Genomic DNA, 17,841 nt, shown 5'->3' on the forward strand with positions numbered 1-17,841 from the left:
ACAAGATCAGTCACACATTTAAGGACGACCAGCCTCTGGATATTCAACTCAAGCAGCGCTCAGGATGGATGAAGCGAGATAGGTTTAAATGAAAATGTTTATAGCATACTGCTGATTACCACCGATTCAAATCGACATATATTCCTTAGCCTGTCGAAGGCGCGTCTAGATGAAACTCTGGAGCAATTGGTATAGGTTTCTTGCTGAGATACCTGTGTTTATGATGATTAGTGAGTAAGTAATACTGATAAACAAAACAGTGTAACGTACTGTTATTATAAAATTTTATTAATTATTTTACCGATAGCTTGTAGGCAATAATTCTTTAGTCAGCACAGAAGATCCAGTACACTAGCCCTCTTTGCTTTAGAGAGTCCTTGCGAGTATGCCCTATTCACACCCCTTAGCCGATGCGCCTCAGCCACATACGCATATGCACCGTCAATTGGCTAAGCCGCAACCTAGGATTTCCCTCAAAGCACTTGCCGAGCAACTCAAGCTTGAGCAAGCCACCATCATTGGCAATGCGTCAGGGGAATGGCAACCTGCCGCGAAAGGTCTCACCTTTATTTTTAATGGTACGCAATGTCCGCAGCATTTCACGCCCCATGGTCATGTGGTTACGATTGCCAATGGTGGCTTTGCCGAATCGCAATATGCTTTTGAAGTACAAGGTCATCACCAAGGTGTGCAACTGGCGAAAGCATTAACCCAAGTCGCCACCGATCTCACTGCAACTCTCGGTTGCTGGCCATCATCGGGCTTAACGGCGATCGTTCTTATGATGACCTTGGCACAACAACTACAAGTTCAGCGCATGTCGCTACTGCCCAGCTTACGGCGCAGTGTTGAACTGCCCGAGACGGTCCATCTCCCCTGCATGGTTCATAACTGGTTAGGGGAAAGAAGGATCGCTAAAGCCCTACTCTGTGAGCGCTTAGACTGGACTGAATTTACGCTGAAACCTTGGGAGCAAACAACTGAGGCCACACACCAAATAAACTTTATCAGTGAAAGTGAAGATCCCTTTATCAAACTGGATTTATTGAGACAATATCGCCTCATTGAGTGTGTAAATGAGGATACCAAGCAAGGAGTACGGCAGCATTTAGCCGAGTTAGCACATACGCCAAGCGCTATTTGGTTGCAGTGTGCGGATAAAGCTAAACTCATCGCATGTGAGTCGCTGTTTTTTAATCATCAGCCCGAAACACAGCTCAGCCCTTGGTATTTAATGGATTACCGCGCCTCACAATGGCTCGATGCCATTCGCCACCAACTTGCCTACTGCCAGCAGCAACTCGCAGATTAACACTGTTCGCTTATCCTACTTTCCCTAACGCTATGCCTAATGGCTCAAAGTAGGCTATCAAGGCATTAAAGATACGTTGTCTATGTGATTCATCGGGATAAGCTCCTTCCTTTGCCAGCGCAGAGTAACGTGTGCCAGACACCAAATACGGATTTTGGATCCCTTGATAGGATTCGATACACGCTTCAAAGGCCCGAGCCATCATTTCGGTGGGTTTAGCAAAATACTGCGCACCATAACGCTTATCTAATGCTATTGCACGGCGTACATAATCGCTCGGCGCTAGATTGTCCTCAGAGAGTAATGTCACTCGAAAAATTTCGGCTAAACGTTGATTTAACGGATGATCAATGAGCGGCAGATCAGCAAGCCAGAGATCACTGGCGCACTTAAAACGTCCCGTGGTTCGCGAAAACGCCTTCGGCGCCACATAATGGTCAAACGCATGCCAAAACTCATGGGCCAAGGCGCCAGCGCCGGCATTTTTTGCTAATGCCAGCTCTCTAGCCGCGGGAGCATAATGGGCCTGCACACCCTTTTGCCCGCCATGACCAAAGGCAAGACTTAAGGTTTGCCTTAGCCCTAAGGTTAAGGGCGGTAAATGCAGGATAAAGGCAAGGTCTGCCAGCGAATCAAACACTAAATTAGCGGCAATTAAGGATTCTTCCCGCGTAACCCAACGCCCTACGCGCACATGACTAAAGCCAAAGGTTTGTTTCACGTCGAGAAAAGTCATTTGCTCCCCAAAGCGATAATCGGGGCCATGACGGTGGTATTGCTGATGGATTAGCACAATCCGTTAGAATCGTCGGTTAAGTATGTATAAAGGCCATTCTATGTGAAAGCCGAATGCATTTATAGTGTTCCAGTAACCATCCTATACTGGCGTAATTGCCGCTAATTTGCTCAAAAACACTTCTAAACTAAAGGGCTTTTGGATAAAGACCACATCGGGGAATCGCCTAAGTGCTGGGATCTCATCACTATCATTGGCTGAGAGCAGAAAATACTGGCATCCCCAAGTACTATCATCCATCTCAATGATAAGCTGGCGCATTTGTTGGATTAACACTAATCCGTCAGTCTCCTTTAACCGATAATCGACAATCACCAATGGTGGCCGCAGCGTTTTAAATAGCCTTAACGCCGATTCAGCCTGATCTGTACAGTGGATTTGGGCAAAATGGGACTCGAGCGCTCCACGGCAAATCTCAAGATTAAACAGATTATCGTCCACTAATAGTAATGGTTGCTGGGTATAACGGTGTATTGGCTCCTGCTTCTGGTGATAAAACTGACACGGAAAGTGCATTAATACCGTGGTTCCTCGTCCTTGCTGACTGCGTATCCGTAATTTACCGCCAATCTGCTCCAATAATCGCTTACAGGTATAAAGCCCAAGCCCTACTCCCGAAATACCATAGGAGCTGGACAGTGATTGATAAATAAAAGGACTATCTAACGCCCGCTTTGCCTGCATAGGCATACCTTCACCAAAATCACGGATCAACACCCTCAACATAGGTGAAGCTGAAGCTTGATTAAATGAAGGATGTAAATCCATATAACAGTGTACCTGCTCACCAGTACTGTATTTAAAAGCATTATTAATAATATTGGTGACAAGTTGGAATAGCTTAGTGCCATCAAGCTTAAGCAAGTCAGGTAACGTATCACTCACCGACACAGTGAGGGTTTTACCCGAAGTAGTATTGAAAGCTTGATAGTATTCCTGAATGCGACCAACATATTCTCTAAGATTAATCGCATGCTGATCTAATGTGAGTTTTCCAACTTCAGCCTTACTGTAATTTAATGTGTTTTCTGCAACCGAATAAAGCAAATTTGCTGACCAGATCATTTTATCGACAATATGGCTTAGCTCCTGTCTTGATGTGCCCTGCTGCGCTGGCTCGGATGGTATTGAAAGAGTTTTCTTGAGCATCCGACTATATCCAAGTAAGGCATTTATTGGCGTGCGGATCTCATGATTAATACTGGCCATTACCGCTAATTTCGAACGATTTTCACATTCGATGCGTTCAATAAGCTGTTGATGTTTCGCTTTAAAAAACCATAGTAGCGAAAATGCTAGCCCAAGAAGCGCAATCGATAGGATTATAACGAAAAGCTCAATCACTTCCGCTCGAGGTACCTGATAATAAACCTGTAAATTGAAACGGGTCTGATATTCGTTCAATGTAATAAACTGACGATCTGAATAGGCAAATAAGCGCCAAATCCCCGTTGCAGCAGGGATATCACAGTAAGCGCTTCGTAAAATTGAATGCTCGAACTGATACGTAATGCATACATCTTGCTCTTGATCGATACGCGTCAAAATCCTTTTTTGGGAAATGGCATAAATCAAATAAGGCATCTGAGGTTCATCAATCTTAACGGTCAAAAGGGTATAATTGATTAGCCTGGCGTGTAAACTCCCGTTGTCCATCATACTTAATGTTAATGGTTTAAGTTCTGGTAAGATGGATGGATCAGAAATATACGCCAGTTCGAGTTCAGGGGTTAATGTGAAGGCAACGGCAGATTTGATCTTCAACAAATCCTTAGCAAATACTTCAAATTCTTTTGTGGTCACCGCAGCGGAAGCATTAAAAAACGATCGCAATGCGTCTAACATAATACGGTGTTGTAAAAACATATCTTGGGATGATGAAAATACTGCCTGAGCTTTTTTTTGATAAACCGCTTTAAATTCATTAATTGAATGGGCAAGTGTTAAGCAAATAATAATCAGCGTAATAAATAACCCGGTAAGCAAGTACATGCTTGAAGTATATTTACTCCCCATTATCTTGCTCCTTTACGGCATTTAACAAAAATTGGATCTGGGTGTTAAAAGCCGATACTGAAGCCAAATTTGAAACACACAACGTCTCATCCAAGGCGAGATAACTCGTCATCCCCAAAAACTCATGCCTAAGATCAGAAAAACATTCTTCAGCGTTGAGTGACATAAGTTGCAGACTCATGCGTTCAAGCTCTATGAGTAAAGCTCGCCTTAACACTTGTTGCTGAGGCTGTTGATATTGCGCAAAAAAAACTGACAGCGCTTGCTTCACTTGGTGTTCAAGCCCATGATTATTCATGTATTAAACACTCACTTTGATAATGGCCTATCCAGTTAATAAGGTAACGACCTTCAATGGGTGGACTATACAAATATCCCTGTGCCACATCACAACCTAAGGCTGTCAAAATAGCGGCAATAGCGGCAGTTTCTACGCCTTCGGCAACCACTTTTACGTGCATCTTTTGCGCTAGGGCAATGGTCGACTCAACAATTAAATAATGTTGATGATTGATATCCATATCGGAGACAAAACTTTTATCAATTTTTATTTCTTTAAAAGGAATAGCATCAAGACGATCATAGGTCGAATAGCTTTTACCAAAATCATCCAGTGAAATATCAACATTATTAATAATGAGCCGGGCAATCGAATTAAGAACTCGATCTTGATTAATGATTTCCTGTGATTCAGTTAACTCTAAAATTAAGTGAATCCCCGTATGAGCACGACTAGACTCGATAATGTATTCAATTAATTCCTCACAGGTGAGATCATCTGCCGTAATATTGATTGATAATGAAAATGGGGTGAGTAGAGGCTGGCGTAGCCAACACTGCAACGCCTGAGAAATCACCATCCGCGAAAAAATACTGTTTAATCCCTGTTGATTGATTAAAGGCAAAAATACGTCGGGATAAATATAACCATGGTGGCGATCACATAAACGAGACAACACCTCAAAACCAGTAATTTCTTGGGTTTTTAAATTAATCTTTGGCTGGTAACAGAGGATCAACTGTTCATCCTTAAGTAACTGTTGAACGTTGATATTTGCATGTCGGTGACCTCGATGACGATGCGTAGTTGACTCAGGCACATCTTCGGTGTCGGTCGTAAGCAATGGCATTAATATATCACTGGCATTGACAGGCTTTGCAAACACACCCAATAGGTTTAACCTGAGTGTATGAATAATACAGTCTACCAATTCAAGAGTTCGTTTATCGGAAGAACTGATCACGGCAATCGGAATCGACATCCAGCGAGGCTCTGTCGCCAACATATTGATGACAGCAATACCATCGCCCTGCTCCATCTTCAAATCGATAATGATGAGATCGAGTGATACATTTAACCCCATAATTAAATCAATCCCTTGATTGCCATTACTGGCTTCATAAATATTAATTTCATTTTCGGCTAAACATTTATTGATATCCGCTTTGAGCGTTTCTCGGATAAATTTTTGATCATCAATAATGAGTATATTCATATATTGGTCTCTAGCTGCATAAAGAAAATAGGATCGATTGTCTGAGACTTAGCCGAAGGAATAACCGATAATTTCAGCAAATTTCGATTAGCCATGACTTCGGTTCTACTGGCGAAAAAGGAATAATTCTTTATAGTTCTATGATTGTTTTCTAAGGTTCTAATTTTAAAAATAGGTAACTTGAATTGGGAAAGCTTCCTTTTTAAGGATTCATCACAGATGCTGAAACTTAAGTACTTTATCGAACGACATAAAGCCATTTCATTCAGGTAGACAGACATCATATAGTTTTCAATATGAGGTGTGACACCAAAAGAAGAAAACACCATTAAGGTATCAGGGCTAGACTCACTGTTATGGCTAATGACCTCAAACAAATCCACTTCATCATTCATAAACTCGAGCGCAACCTTAGCGTGCGTACGGCAAAACAAACAATGCCCAACAATCTGCTCACCAAAACTAAATGCAACAACGAGCGATAATCCCAAAAAAAAGGGTTGCGATAATTGACAATTATTCAAACAAAGCCGGGGGTTACTCTCATACACCAGGCTCAACTGTAGTAAGGTCAAAAAGTTATCATGATGGTTATCAATAAATTCGACACGATAAGGTTTATTACGATAATAAGGATGTTCGCTACGTTCGACACTCGAATCAAATAAATTAATCGAGGCGAGCCCTTCACTAACAAAACTTTTATCCTGCCGATAAATATCAAATAATTCTGAACCAAAAATTTCTACAATTTCTGCCTGTTTTGCTAGTGATGGGATATTGACTCCTCGCTCCCAACGGCTAATCGTAATCGCATCTAAAGCATCAAATAAACAACTTTTTTCCCTGAGTAAACAACATAAATCCTCCTGTGAAAGTTGATTTTCAGTGCGTGTGTGTTTTAAGAAATTGGAGAATGTCTGTGCACTTGTTTTGCTTTGATAGGAGATAGGTGTACAAATCATAGCGTGTTCCATCAGTCTTTTTTATTTTCTCAAGCAGCTCCATATATGTCTCAAGGTCAACATCATCTATTGGTTCTGGATACCTTAGGGTATAGATAATCCAGATACGTTGCTGTTCTTCCACAAAATAGAGACCAGTGATTTTCTCTTCTTGCATCACTTATACCTTTATAGATTTAGCCATATAACCATATTTTTGCTACGGTAATAGCAGTATAAGTGTCATCTTTTAAATAAGACCATGGCACTATTACAGTGTGTCATGGGAAAAAGTGTCTAGTGATCCATGCGGTAATATCTATTCGAACAAGCTATATTACTGACGATACAAATAGATACAGAAATCAAACATAGAATTGCAATGTTTTATTACCATTCAGTTAAATATCGGCCTCGAAGAAAATAAAGGCGCAATCGCTAACACCAGTATTTCGATAAGCAGACAACGGCGGCAACTCATGCCAACTAACGAGACTAATTATTGAATCAAGGGGGCATGACAGTGAGGAAGGCACTGAAACCCTAAGCGGTTTTTTATTCTAAAATTTGCATAAACAAAAGGCTAACCTCGGGAATTTTGCTAAAGGATATGCACATTAGTGAATAGTAATTCAAAATAACCTGTGCGCTTGGTGAGCAATACCCCGCGTTAGGGGGTAAACGAGGCGAACCCATAGTGGAAATAAGCAGTAATTAACCACTCCAAGGTTTAGATGGGTAGTGCTAATCACGGGCATCACTCAAGGATAAAGGCGCTTACGTAGATGCCCTTCCCTCGCGGAGCCAAGAGACACTGCATGCTTATTAAACGGGCTTCATCGGCAAGTTTCTTATCTTTAAGGATTTGTTTGTAACTCGCATATTGTGCGTGAAATCGCTATACTGCGCGGCCAAATTATCTTGGCCAAGACTTTGCTGACATAAGCATGATTGTTGCAACGGCGTTTGTCAGCAACGCAGCCGGTTTAAGCCTTTTATTAAGACGTAACTCCTAGGACATCCCCTTGATCTCTACCGCAAATATCACCATGCAATTCGGCCCTGAGCCATTATTTGAAAATATCTCGGCAAAATTTGGCAACGGCAACCGTTATGGTTTGATTGGCGCTAACGGCTGCGGCAAATCGACTTTTATGAAGATCTTAAGTGGCGCCCTCGCCCCGACATCAGGCAACGTGTCCATCACCCCAGGCCTAAAAGTCGGCACCCTAAGCCAAGATCAATTCGCCTTTGAGCAATACACGGTTATCGATGCGGTGATCATGGGTGATACCCAACTGTGGAAAATCAAGCAAGAGCGTGACGCCATTTACGCCAAGCCAGATATGAGCGAAGAAGATGGCATGCGCGTGGGTGACTTGGAGAGTGAGTTTGCCGAGATGGACGGTTACAGCGCCGAAAGCCGCGCGGGCGAAATCCTCATCGAAGCCGGTATCGAAGAGTCTTTCCACTATGGTCCTATGTCTCAGGTTGCGCCTGGTTGGAAACTGCGGGTGTTATTAGCCCAAGCGCTGTTTGCTAACCCTGATATCTTGCTACTCGACGAACCGACCAACAACTTAGATATTCATACCATTAGTTGGCTTGAAACTGAGCTGAATAAACGCAAATGTACCATGATCATCATCTCCCACGATCGACACTTTTTAAATGCTGTGTGTACCCATATGGCGGATATCGATTACGGCGAACTGCGTATTTATCCCGGCAACTATGACTACTTTTTAGCGCAATCGGCATTGTTGCGTGAACAACTCTTAGCTGGCAACGCCAAAAAGAGCGCCGAGATTGAAGAATTACAGGACTTTGTTAACCGCTTTGGTGCCAACGCCTCTAAGGCAAAACAAGCCAGCTCGCGCGCCAAACGCATGGACAAAATTAAACTGGATGAAGTGAAATCCTCCAGCCGAATTACCCCATCGATTCGTTTCGCTGCTGGCAAGAAAATGCATCGCCAAGCCTTAGTGCTGGAAAATCTTGGCCATGGTTTTGATGGCGAAAACTTATTCGAAGGCGGTGATTTAATTCTCGAAGCTGGCGCAAAACTGGCAATTATTGGCGAGAACGGTGTGGGTAAAACCACCCTATTACGCTGTTTAGTCAATGAATTAATCCATAATGAAGGCACGATTAAGTGGTCCGAAAATGCCGCTATCGGCTATTGCCCACAGGATAGTACCAGCGATTTCGATAATGACTTGACTATTATTGAATGGATGGACCAATGGCGCCAACCCAAACATAACGATTTGATGGTACGCGCCATGTTAGGTCGTTTGCTGTTTACCGAAGATGATGCTAATAAAAAGGCTAAAAACTGCTCCGGCGGAGAGAAAAACCGTTTAATTTTCGGTAAGTTAATGATGCAAGATATCAACGTCATCATTATGGACGAACCGACTAACCATATGGATATGGAGGCAATTGAAGCGCTCAATAATGCCCTCAAAGATTTTGAAGGCACGCTGATTTTTGTCAGCCATGACCGCGAATTTGTTTCTTCGTTAGCGACTCGCATTATTGATATTCGTGATAGAAAATTGGTGAACTTTCAAGGGACATTTGATGAGTATCTGGCAAACCTTGCCAGTGCGTAGCCCTGCGGGTACTAGGTACTAAGCCTTTTTAAAAGGCTTTATCGATTGCCAATAAAATTACCCAATAAAAAAGACGCTTCACTCTACTCGAGATAAGCGTCTTTTTTATATCACCCTTTTTATATCACCCAGTGACTGACGACCTCATTCCGTCTTAGCTTCAACCAAAGCCGCAAGTTGCAGTAGTGACTCTTGCCAGCCTAAGTAACACATCTCCTCAGGAATAATCGCAGGAATGCCCTCCTGTACTATCTGCAAGCGGGTACCACAGGCTACCTCGGCAAGTTCAATTGTCACCTGCATCACCCCGGGTAGATTAGTATCATCAAATTGGTCGCTATGGCGGATAAGTGTATTAGGGATTAGCTCGGTATAAGTCACCTTAAAAGAATGACTGTACCCGGTCGCAAATTGGGTAAAACTCATGGAATACCCTGCACCGACAGCCAACTCAAACTCATGAATTGTCCCTACAAAGCCATAAGGTGGTAACCAACGTTCTAACGCCGCTTTATCGGTAAATGCTTTGTAGACTAACGCCGCTGGTGCACGCAACACCCGATGTAATCTCACTGTACCTGTGTTATCCGACATATCCTTATCCTTTAAAATGACGTTTAAGCACCGTGTCTAACATCAGTATTTAGCACGAGCAAAAAACAAGATTATAGTTGCTCGTGTAATTTCTATAGTTAAAATTCTCCATCTATTATTGCCTCCATCCCAGCCAATCTCTATTTAATTGACTGATCCCCCCTGGGTAAGAAGCGAGTATTTCGTCAACATTCTTAGTTCCACAACGCTGCGTACTAAGGTGCTCAAATAACCGCCTTAATAACTGTTTGCCATTTTTATGTTGAAACAAGAAGCGAACAAAACTGTGAGAATGTTGATAGAGCGCATCTTGCATCTGTCCTTGCCAATCTTGTTCTGATACAAGTAGCTCAACAAGCCCCATTGATAAATGAGCTTTATCATCTACAAAAACCATATTCGACTTGTTCCGAGTATTATTGTTAATGATTGATTCATATCGAGTATTTAACTCAACGGTTTCTAAGAATTCTGAAGATTCAAAGTACTCAGCAAGTCCTTCATTTAACCAGCGAGGTATACCACCAAATTGTCCGGCATTGATTACATGAACACTCTCATGGATTGCAGTTCTAAATGCTTGGGCATCGTCACGATGCCATACTGCTGCTAGGTTATGTTGACCAGAATAAAATCCTTGGCTTGCACCTACTTGAGAAGCATAACGTGCCTTTAATTTGTTATAAGCGGACAGGTTTCCAGCCAACATTAAGTTGACTTTGATTGGATGAAGCTGACGTTTTGGTAAGTATTTTCGGTAAATACTATCAATGTCTTTAATCGTTGCATTGAGACGATCTCGAAAAAATGGTGGAGGAGTCGTAGCCAATGAATCAATTTTTAAATCAAAACTATATTGCGGCTCTGTGTAAAGTGTCAGCTGAGTATCCTTAATTGCATGGCTACTATCAGAGAAATGTGTCAGCCCATTTTCATCAACCCAAGTATATATTCCTCTTCTTTGCTTAGCCTCTTCTCCCTGTTTTACTACCAAGGCATTACATCCATCAAAATCCATTTGGTGTGTTTCATTTTCCACACTCCGAGGTGTTATTTGACTCATTGTGGGCGGAACTTCTGATGCAGAGCACCAATCCCATTGATAAGCAGCACAGTAGTGATGAACAGGCTTCATAATATTAGTCACTAGTTGGCTGGTCTCAATGCGGCTCCATCGACCTTGATAGTGAAAGTAATCGACTAGCAAAGCGATAATGGCCATTGAAAATAACGTTACAAAAATATGCTTTGTGCGGCTTTCCATTGCCACCACTCCCTAAGATTCAATGACGATTAAGCTCACGAGTGAACACATAAACCTTCTCTTCAATAGGCAAAAGTTCAATACCAAGATGTGTTGAAATAAGACATTATTTGATCAGTCAGCAAGCTACAACATCAAAATACACAACACTATAATATTCACTTAAGACTAAACAAAATATCCATCGAAAAAGACTTGTTTTGCCGCATTTTTTCTCTCTTGGTTTACACTTATAAGGTACCCAACAAAACACAACTAAATGAATTGGGTTAATTAATCCTTAAGGGGTATTGCACTGTAGGATCCCCTCATAATTCATAGCCCCAACAACCATGAGTTAATGAGAGTTGGGCTAGTTTCTTCGCAGCACAAAGCAAATCATCTGCTGATATGGGGTAGTCATGCCGTCGCCGCAGCAGTTCTTTGCCCATCCTGATTGTTGATAGCACATTCCTTTTCTTTACCGTGTTGGCTTGGAAGTGCCGCTGTAATTGCTGTGTTTCTCCGTATAATCCTACCCACCAAAATGCCAGTTGTACCAATAATGCTATCAATAGCAGTATGTTCATCCTCGCCGCATAACGTGTTCTGCTATGACGTAAACCAAAGCCATAAGCGGGGCTTTTTAAATCTCTAAAGGTTTCTTCTATTTGCATCCGTTTTTGGTAAATATTAACCAGTTTTTGAGGCGACATGGCTTCTATGGTCAAGTTGGTCACCAGTGCCCAAGGCTCTTTGGCGGTCAGTTCATACGTCCATTGCGCCGTATGGTGACAGTCTGTTGTCGTACTTCGCTGACCTTTTCTGCCTTTACTTGGAGCCCTGAACAATACCATCTCGCATAACAAGGGTTTCTTTACCGATAACGCCACTCGCCCAACATGTTTTGCGCGACGACTGGCTTTGGGATAAAGCGCTTTTAGCGAAAATTGGCGACCGAAGGGGTGCAGCCGATAGACACTTAATCCTCTGACACGACCCAGCCAATACCAACCGAGCTGCTCGACTTTTCGAAACCATGGATTACGGAAGCCCGCGTCAGTGACTATCAGCGGGGTAATATTGTCAGGTAACACTTTATGGAGTTCATTCAGAAACTGATTATGGGCAGTTTGTGTGCCTTGTAGTACTAACGGAAATGTTCGCTCGTAGAGCGTGATAGAGCGGCCCTTAATCGCAATAGAGGCGCGTAGTGCAATCAGTTCACGACCTTCACGCATATCAGACCAATCCACCAGTATGGTCGGCATCGTATGTGCTGTTAGCAGCCACTTTGCATGCCACTGATAAACAGCCAGTCTTTCATGGTGAAGGTGCGGGTTGCCCAATAATCTATCCATGCGTTTTATTGAGTGTTTAGTATGAGTGCTGGTGCCATCAATGTGCCGCCCTAAATGCGTGAGGGTGAGACAATCCGCGTTGATGAGGGCTTTGCAGGCGACCATGAGTGTATTCAGTCGCTTTTGATGGATTTCTGGACAATGTTGATAGAGAGATTGATGTAAGATAGTTAACACTTGCACCTTGATGCCCTGTGATTGATGTTTGTTCGCACTTCCATCTGATCACACTTCAAGGTGCAAGTTCACTCTAATTTAATGATTTATCTGAAAATCATCAGGGGATTCTTCAGCGCGCCGCCTCAATCGCGGCATTTAAAGCGAGTAAGTTTGTTTGAGAAGATATTTGATCGATATCCTGTAAGGCCTTCATCGCCTGCGGCATGGATTCGTAAATAAGGTTAACTTTCTCAAGCAATTCCATTGTTGAGGCAGACATTTCTATGGTGGATTGAATGAAGCGTTCTAACGTTTGCGACGTATTATTCGCAAATTGTTTCATCTGCTCGGAGTGAAATATCTCAGCATCATCGGTACTTTTTACTAGATCAGAGATAAATCCCGTTTGCTCAGTCATCAGCCGGCCTAAGCCATCAAAAGAATCTCCGAGTAAATTAACCGCATCCTCCTGAACCCGCAGGACATTATGGATATTATTTTCACATTCACTCACAGTCGCAATCGCCTCTTGGTATAAGCGTTGATGCGTTTGCCAACCAAGAGCGACGTCATCCCGTTGTTCTACTTGAGAGGTGCTAGACACCACCGAAGATTGCTGCTGACGGTAAAATTGCCAACATAACATCACGGCAACCGCCAACACCGGACTGAGGAGCCAAAGGGTAATAGACCCCACCAAGTAACCTATTGCTATTGCAAAGACTCCGATGATGCCATCCATGTATCTCATAAACACTTCACAATAATTTATCCGTGTGTAAAAAGTAGTTTGAGATTCAGGGGTTTTCAAACAAATACGGAAAATTTTTACTTTGTTTAGGGCGTGTTGACATTTCTTGATTAGATTATCTTCGCTCTGGCAAGCTTATACTCTCGTAATACGTCGACTCAGATGACGAGAGGCAAGGAGTAGACGTTTGCCATCTGCAGCCTTGTAGCATTTGGCCGCCAAAATCTCCGCAAAGCCCACAGGTTTTCGCTTCTGTAGTCAGAGATTTCGCTGTTACTAAAAATGTTTCATTAAAGATAAAAATATGATGTTTACCGCATTTAACTTAATGATTTACTAATAAACTTACCGCGCAATACCTGAATCAAAACTGTGCAGCCCCACGTGCGTAGGTTACACTGGCAGCGTCTTCGTCTGGGATGGGATCATTTATGAGTCAACGTACACTACATTCCTTATTTAAACCCACATCCGTTGCCATCATTGGCGCCTCTAATAGCGAGAAACGTGCAGGTAATGTGCTGATGAAAAACCTGCTCTCCAGCGGGTTTTCTGGGCCCATCATGCCCGTTACGCCCAAATATCGCGCGGTAATGGGCGTGCTTGCTTATCCCAACATTGAAGCCTTACCGATAAAACCCGACCTCGCGGTGATTTGTACTCGTGCTAGCCGTGTACCCGCGATTGTCGAAACTCTCGCGCAATTTGGCTGTAAAGTGGCAATTATTATGGCTTCTGGAATGGCGCAGGAAGTCAACGATGATGGTGTAAGCTTACTCGATCTAGCTATGCAACATGCCAAACGTTATGGCATGCGAATCCTTGGTCCTAATAGTTTAGGGATGCTTTTACCGCCCTTAGGACTCAATGCTAGCCTTGCCCATGCGAGTGCCTTACCCGGCAAAATTGCGTTTGTATCCCAATCAGCGGCAATATGCACCACAGTGCTCGATTGGGCAAATAACAAAGGGATTGGCTTTTCGTCTTTTATTTCCCTTGGCGATGCCACTGATATTAACTTCGATGAACTGCTCGATTATCTCGGCCGCGATAGCCGTACCAGTGCCATTATGCTGTATATCGACTCAGTTAATGAGAAGCGCCATTTTCTCTCTGCTGCCCGAGCAGCCTCGCGTAATAAACCGATTTTAGTGATTAAATCGGGCCGCAGCGCCGAAGGCGTACGGGCCGCGAAACAACATACGGGCGGTATCGGTGGTAATGATGCTGTGTATGAAGCCGCCTTTAGGCGCGCGGGGATGCTGAGGGTAAATGATTTAATAGAACTTTTTGCGGCGGTTGAAAGCCTTGCCCACTCCAATCCACTGCAGGGAGAGCGATTAGGTATTATCAGTAATGGTGGCGGGCCCGCGGTATTAGCCGTCGATGAACTGATCCTCCGCGGCGGGAAATTAGCAGAATTATCCCCAGACACGCTTGCTAAGCTTGATGCAGTACTGCCCTCGACGTGGTCGAAGCAAAATCCGGTGGATATTATCGGTGATGCGAATGCTAGCCGCTATGCCAATGCGCTCTCCATCCTAATGGATAGTGAGGAATTAGATGCCATTTTAGTATTGCATTCGCCCTCAGCCCTTGGTGAAAGTGTCGAGATTGCCGATGCCTTAATTAAAGTTATCCACGCGCATCCGAAGAAAAACCGTTTAAATATCCTCACCAACTGGAGCGGTGAAGACTCGGCCTATCAAGCCCGCAAACGCTTTACCAAGGGCGGCATCTCCACCTATCGCACCCCCGAAGGGGCAGTAGGCGCCTTTATGCATATGGTGGAATATCGTCGCAATCAAAAACTGCTACAGGAAGTGCCGCAGTCGATCCCCGACAATATTCCGACCGATAGCCAAACAGCGCGAAAATTGCTGCAAGCGGCGCAGGCCAAGGGTAAAGCGGTACTCGAAACCCATGAAGCCAGCCCGATTTTGCGCGCCTATGGCCTCAATACTATCGACACTTGGTTTGTCAAAGATGCTGATGAGGCCGTCGCTATTGCCAATGAGGCGGGTTACCCCCTTGCGCTCAAGGTGCAATCACCCAATATTTTGCATAAATCCGATGTTCACGGGGTGATGCTTAATCTCACCTCTGAGGAAGACATTCGCCATGCCGCGAATGCCATTACCCAGCGGGTACACCAAGCCAATCCGGACGCCATTATCGAAGGCATGATAGTACAAAAGATGGCACTGACTGCGGGCGCGCAGGAAATCCGTGTCGCCGTGATAAGCGATCCCGTCTTTGGCCCAGCTATCTGTTTGGGTGAAGGCGGCTCAGAATGGGATCCGACTCAGGATGCGGCGGTTGCTTTGCCTCCGCTCAATATGGCGCTGGCCCGTTATATGGTCATCCAAGCCCTAAAAACCCATAAGTTAAAAGATCGGCATTTGCCACTAGGGCTTGATATGAACGCCCTATGCGTAATGCTAACGCAAATATCCCACATAATTATCGACTGTCCAGAGATTGCGGCGCTGGATCTCAACCCTGTACTGGCGGCGGGGGAAAACATTACCCTGCTCGATGTGAATATCCGTCTACACGATGCCAATACGGATAATCCCTCTCGACTTGCCATCATGCCCTATCCCAAAGAGTTAGAAGAATTTGCCGAGCTAAAAAATGGCCTCAGAGTGATGCTTCGCCCCATTCTTCCCGAGGATGAGCCTAAACATTTGGCCTTTGATAACTCCCTCTCCGATGAGGACAGATATAAACGCTACTTTGGCGTACGCTCGAAAATGACCCACGAGGAAATGGCGGTATTGACTCAAATCGATTATGCCCGCGAAATGGCCTTTATCGCTACGGCCAAAGGGCCCGATGGCGATGACATTACCTTAGGCGCGGTAAGGGCCTCCATCGACCCCGATAATACCGAGGCAGAATTTGCTATGGCGGTACGGGGGGATCATCAAGGCATTGGGCTAGGTAAACTGCTGCTTGAAAAATTGATTAAATACTATCAAGCCAATGACACCCCTGTGCTTACAGGCTTTACCATGTTTGAAAACCGCAATATGGCAAGTCTTGCTAAAAGCTTAGGCTTTAAGGTGACCTTCGATATGGAGGAACATTTGATCAAAATGCATATGGACCTCAAAAGTAACAGCCCTGTCAATTCATGAAATATCTAGGGCGTTTTGACGTTTTAGGGTTATTTTTGCAGCAATTTGGCGGGCGTTTATGCAAGGCAAAGTCCGTGTAGTTATTCTACATAAACGGACGATAATGCGGCAGAAACGCCCGCCAAATGCTGCCTCAAGGGTTCGACTTACTTCCTGCCATAAGAGCCGCTCGTCATTTGAGTAGAATAACGACACAGCATTCCTCGTTTCGCGAGCACGTGCTGCCGGAACGATCAACATTTAATCTCGAAACGTCAACACACCCTAATGTCTTACAAATAATAAGTGCCGCTTATGCGACACTTATTCTTTGTGATGATCGCAGGTGACTCACATTATTGATCCTGCCAAATCATTACCTGTGCGGGTTCACCATTGGTGCGGGTTGCACGGTACATCCCCTCAGTATTAAAGGGGGTAGCAACATTGCCTCGATGATCAACCGCAATCACCCCACCAGAACCGCCCGCCGTGATAAGACGTTGATTAATCACTTCATCCGCCGCTTGAATAATGGATTTTTGCTGGTATTTCACCTTAGCGCAGATATCGCCCGCCACTTGGTAGCGAATAAAAAACTCACCGTGACCCGTTGCAGATACAGCGCAAACACCGTTTTCCGCATAAGTGCCCGCACCAATCACTGGCGAATCCCCGATCCGGCCAAAGCGCTTAGCCGTCATGCCGCCGGTGGATGTCCCCGCCGCTAAGTTACCGTTTTTGTCTAAAGCGACTGCGCCAACGGTGCCAAATTTATAATCGAGATCTTTCATCTCAATACCTGCAATTTGCTCGGACTTTTCAGCCGCCTGCAATTTTTGTCTGGCATCGAGTAATTGCTGATAACGGGCATCGCTATCAAAATGGCTGTTAGGTACCAGCGTAAAACCTTGAGTCAAGGCAAACTCCTCAGCACCCGCGCCCGAGAGCATCACATGCTCGGACTTATTCATCACCGCTATAGCTAAATCGATTGGATTAGCAATATGGCGTACACCTGCCACAGCGCCTGCATTCATGGTTTTACCATCCATGATAGAGGCATCTAACTCATGACCACCATCATAGGTGTAAACCGAACCCACGCCAGCGTTAAACAAAGGGCTGTTTTCCAATACATTGATGGCTGTTTGTACGGCAAATATGCTATCGCCACCCTGTTCTAATATTTTTGAGCCCTTATCAACGGCTTCTTTTAGTTTATCTTTATAGGCTTGTCGCAGTTCAGGCGTGAGATTGGCTTTAGATATCGTGCCTGCGCCACCGTGGATCGCAATGGCAAAAGGTTTTTCATTTGCTTGGGTATTTTGTGACATAAAAAGTGCACTCGAGAGAATTAAACTAAAGGTGGCTAATTTTATTTTCATTATTTACATCCCCTTAAACAGTAACGTCCTTTGTAACCATT

12 protein-coding genes and 1 pseudogene are annotated in these 17,841 nt (G+C 44.1%); 3 read left to right on the forward strand and 10 right to left on the reverse strand.

All coding sequences use genetic code 11. The features are described 5' to 3' along the window. The first annotated feature begins 385 nt into the window (after positions 1 to 385). Complete coding sequence (locus tag IEY09_RS06995) at positions 386 to 1,312, forward strand: hypothetical protein (protein ID WP_037429082.1); 927 nt, start codon at positions 386 to 388, stop codon at positions 1,310 to 1,312. 10 nt (positions 1,313 to 1,322) lie between these two features. Here IEY09_RS06995 and IEY09_RS07000 read toward each other — a convergent pair whose 3' ends face one another. From IEY09_RS07000 to IEY09_RS07020, 5 genes are all read right to left on the reverse strand, one after another. After that, positions 1,323 to 2,105 (reverse strand): CLCA_X family protein, encoded by a 783-nt coding sequence (locus tag IEY09_RS07000; protein WP_037418641.1) that lies wholly within the window; start codon positions 2,103 to 2,105, stop codon positions 1,323 to 1,325. A gap of 84 nt (positions 2,106 to 2,189) precedes the next feature. Beyond that, positions 2,190 to 4,124, reverse strand: a complete 1,935-nt coding sequence (locus tag IEY09_RS07005; protein ID WP_188870429.1) for an ATP-binding response regulator — start codon at positions 4,122 to 4,124, stop codon at positions 2,190 to 2,192. Further along, a complete protein-coding gene (locus IEY09_RS07010) occupies positions 4,114 to 4,422 on the reverse strand; it encodes a hypothetical protein (protein ID WP_037418635.1) in 309 nt (102 codons plus the stop codon). Before IEY09_RS07010 ends, IEY09_RS07005 begins: the two co-directional genes overlap by 11 nt. Next, positions 4,415 to 5,620, reverse strand: coding sequence for an EAL domain-containing response regulator (locus IEY09_RS07015; protein ID WP_069455035.1), 1,206 nt, complete (start codon positions 5,618 to 5,620; stop codon positions 4,415 to 4,417). Before IEY09_RS07015 ends, IEY09_RS07010 begins: the two co-directional genes overlap by 8 nt. Then, a complete protein-coding gene (locus tag IEY09_RS07020; RefSeq protein WP_037429087.1) occupies positions 5,617 to 6,585 on the reverse strand; it encodes a helix-turn-helix transcriptional regulator in 969 nt (322 codons plus the stop codon). Before IEY09_RS07020 ends, IEY09_RS07015 begins: the two co-directional genes overlap by 4 nt. Positions 6,586 to 7,589: 1,004 nt before the next feature. Between IEY09_RS07020 and IEY09_RS07025 the strand changes: the two genes are divergently transcribed. Beyond that, complete coding sequence (locus IEY09_RS07025) at positions 7,590 to 9,182, forward strand: ABC-F family ATPase (RefSeq protein ID WP_047537566.1); 1,593 nt, start codon at positions 7,590 to 7,592, stop codon at positions 9,180 to 9,182. A 144-nt stretch (positions 9,183 to 9,326) separates the two neighbouring features. Here IEY09_RS07025 and IEY09_RS07030 read toward each other — a convergent pair whose 3' ends face one another. From IEY09_RS07030 to IEY09_RS07045, 4 genes and pseudogenes are all read right to left on the reverse strand, one after another. Then, positions 9,327 to 9,776, reverse strand: coding sequence for an SRPBCC family protein (locus tag IEY09_RS07030; RefSeq protein WP_144344984.1), 450 nt, complete (start codon positions 9,774 to 9,776; stop codon positions 9,327 to 9,329). 115 nt (positions 9,777 to 9,891) lie between these two features. Continuing rightward, positions 9,892 to 11,040: a DUF1570 domain-containing protein gene (locus tag IEY09_RS07035; RefSeq protein WP_188870431.1), complete on the reverse strand. Its 1,149-nt coding sequence runs from the start codon at positions 11,038 to 11,040 to the stop codon at positions 9,892 to 9,894. 308 nt (positions 11,041 to 11,348) lie between these two features. Further along, positions 11,349 to 12,563 carry an IS4-like element ISSod3 family transposase gene (locus tag IEY09_RS07040; RefSeq protein WP_069455038.1) on the reverse strand — a complete coding sequence of 405 codons (1,215 nt, stop codon included), beginning with the start codon at positions 12,561 to 12,563 and terminating at the stop codon, positions 11,349 to 11,351. 109 nt (positions 12,564 to 12,672) lie between these two features. After that, positions 12,673 to 13,290: pseudogene (locus tag IEY09_RS07045) on the reverse strand (methyl-accepting chemotaxis protein); the annotation flags it as partial. Positions 13,291 to 13,721: 431 nt separating this feature from the next. On the opposite strand from IEY09_RS07045, the gene IEY09_RS07050 reads away from it, so the two are divergent. Next, positions 13,722 to 16,433 carry a bifunctional acetate--CoA ligase family protein/GNAT family N-acetyltransferase gene (locus IEY09_RS07050; RefSeq protein ID WP_037417992.1) on the forward strand — a complete coding sequence of 904 codons (2,712 nt, stop codon included), beginning with the start codon at positions 13,722 to 13,724 and terminating at the stop codon, positions 16,431 to 16,433. Between the two features lie 335 nt (positions 16,434 to 16,768). Here IEY09_RS07050 and IEY09_RS07055 read toward each other — a convergent pair whose 3' ends face one another. Then, complete coding sequence (locus tag IEY09_RS07055) at positions 16,769 to 17,800, reverse strand: isoaspartyl peptidase/L-asparaginase family protein (protein ID WP_037417989.1); 1,032 nt, start codon at positions 17,798 to 17,800, stop codon at positions 16,769 to 16,771. Positions 17,801 to 17,841 lie beyond the last annotated feature (41 nt).

It is taken from the genome of Shewanella xiamenensis, assembly GCF_014647135.1.
GTDB lineage: Bacteria > Pseudomonadota > Gammaproteobacteria > Enterobacterales > Shewanellaceae > Shewanella > Shewanella xiamenensis.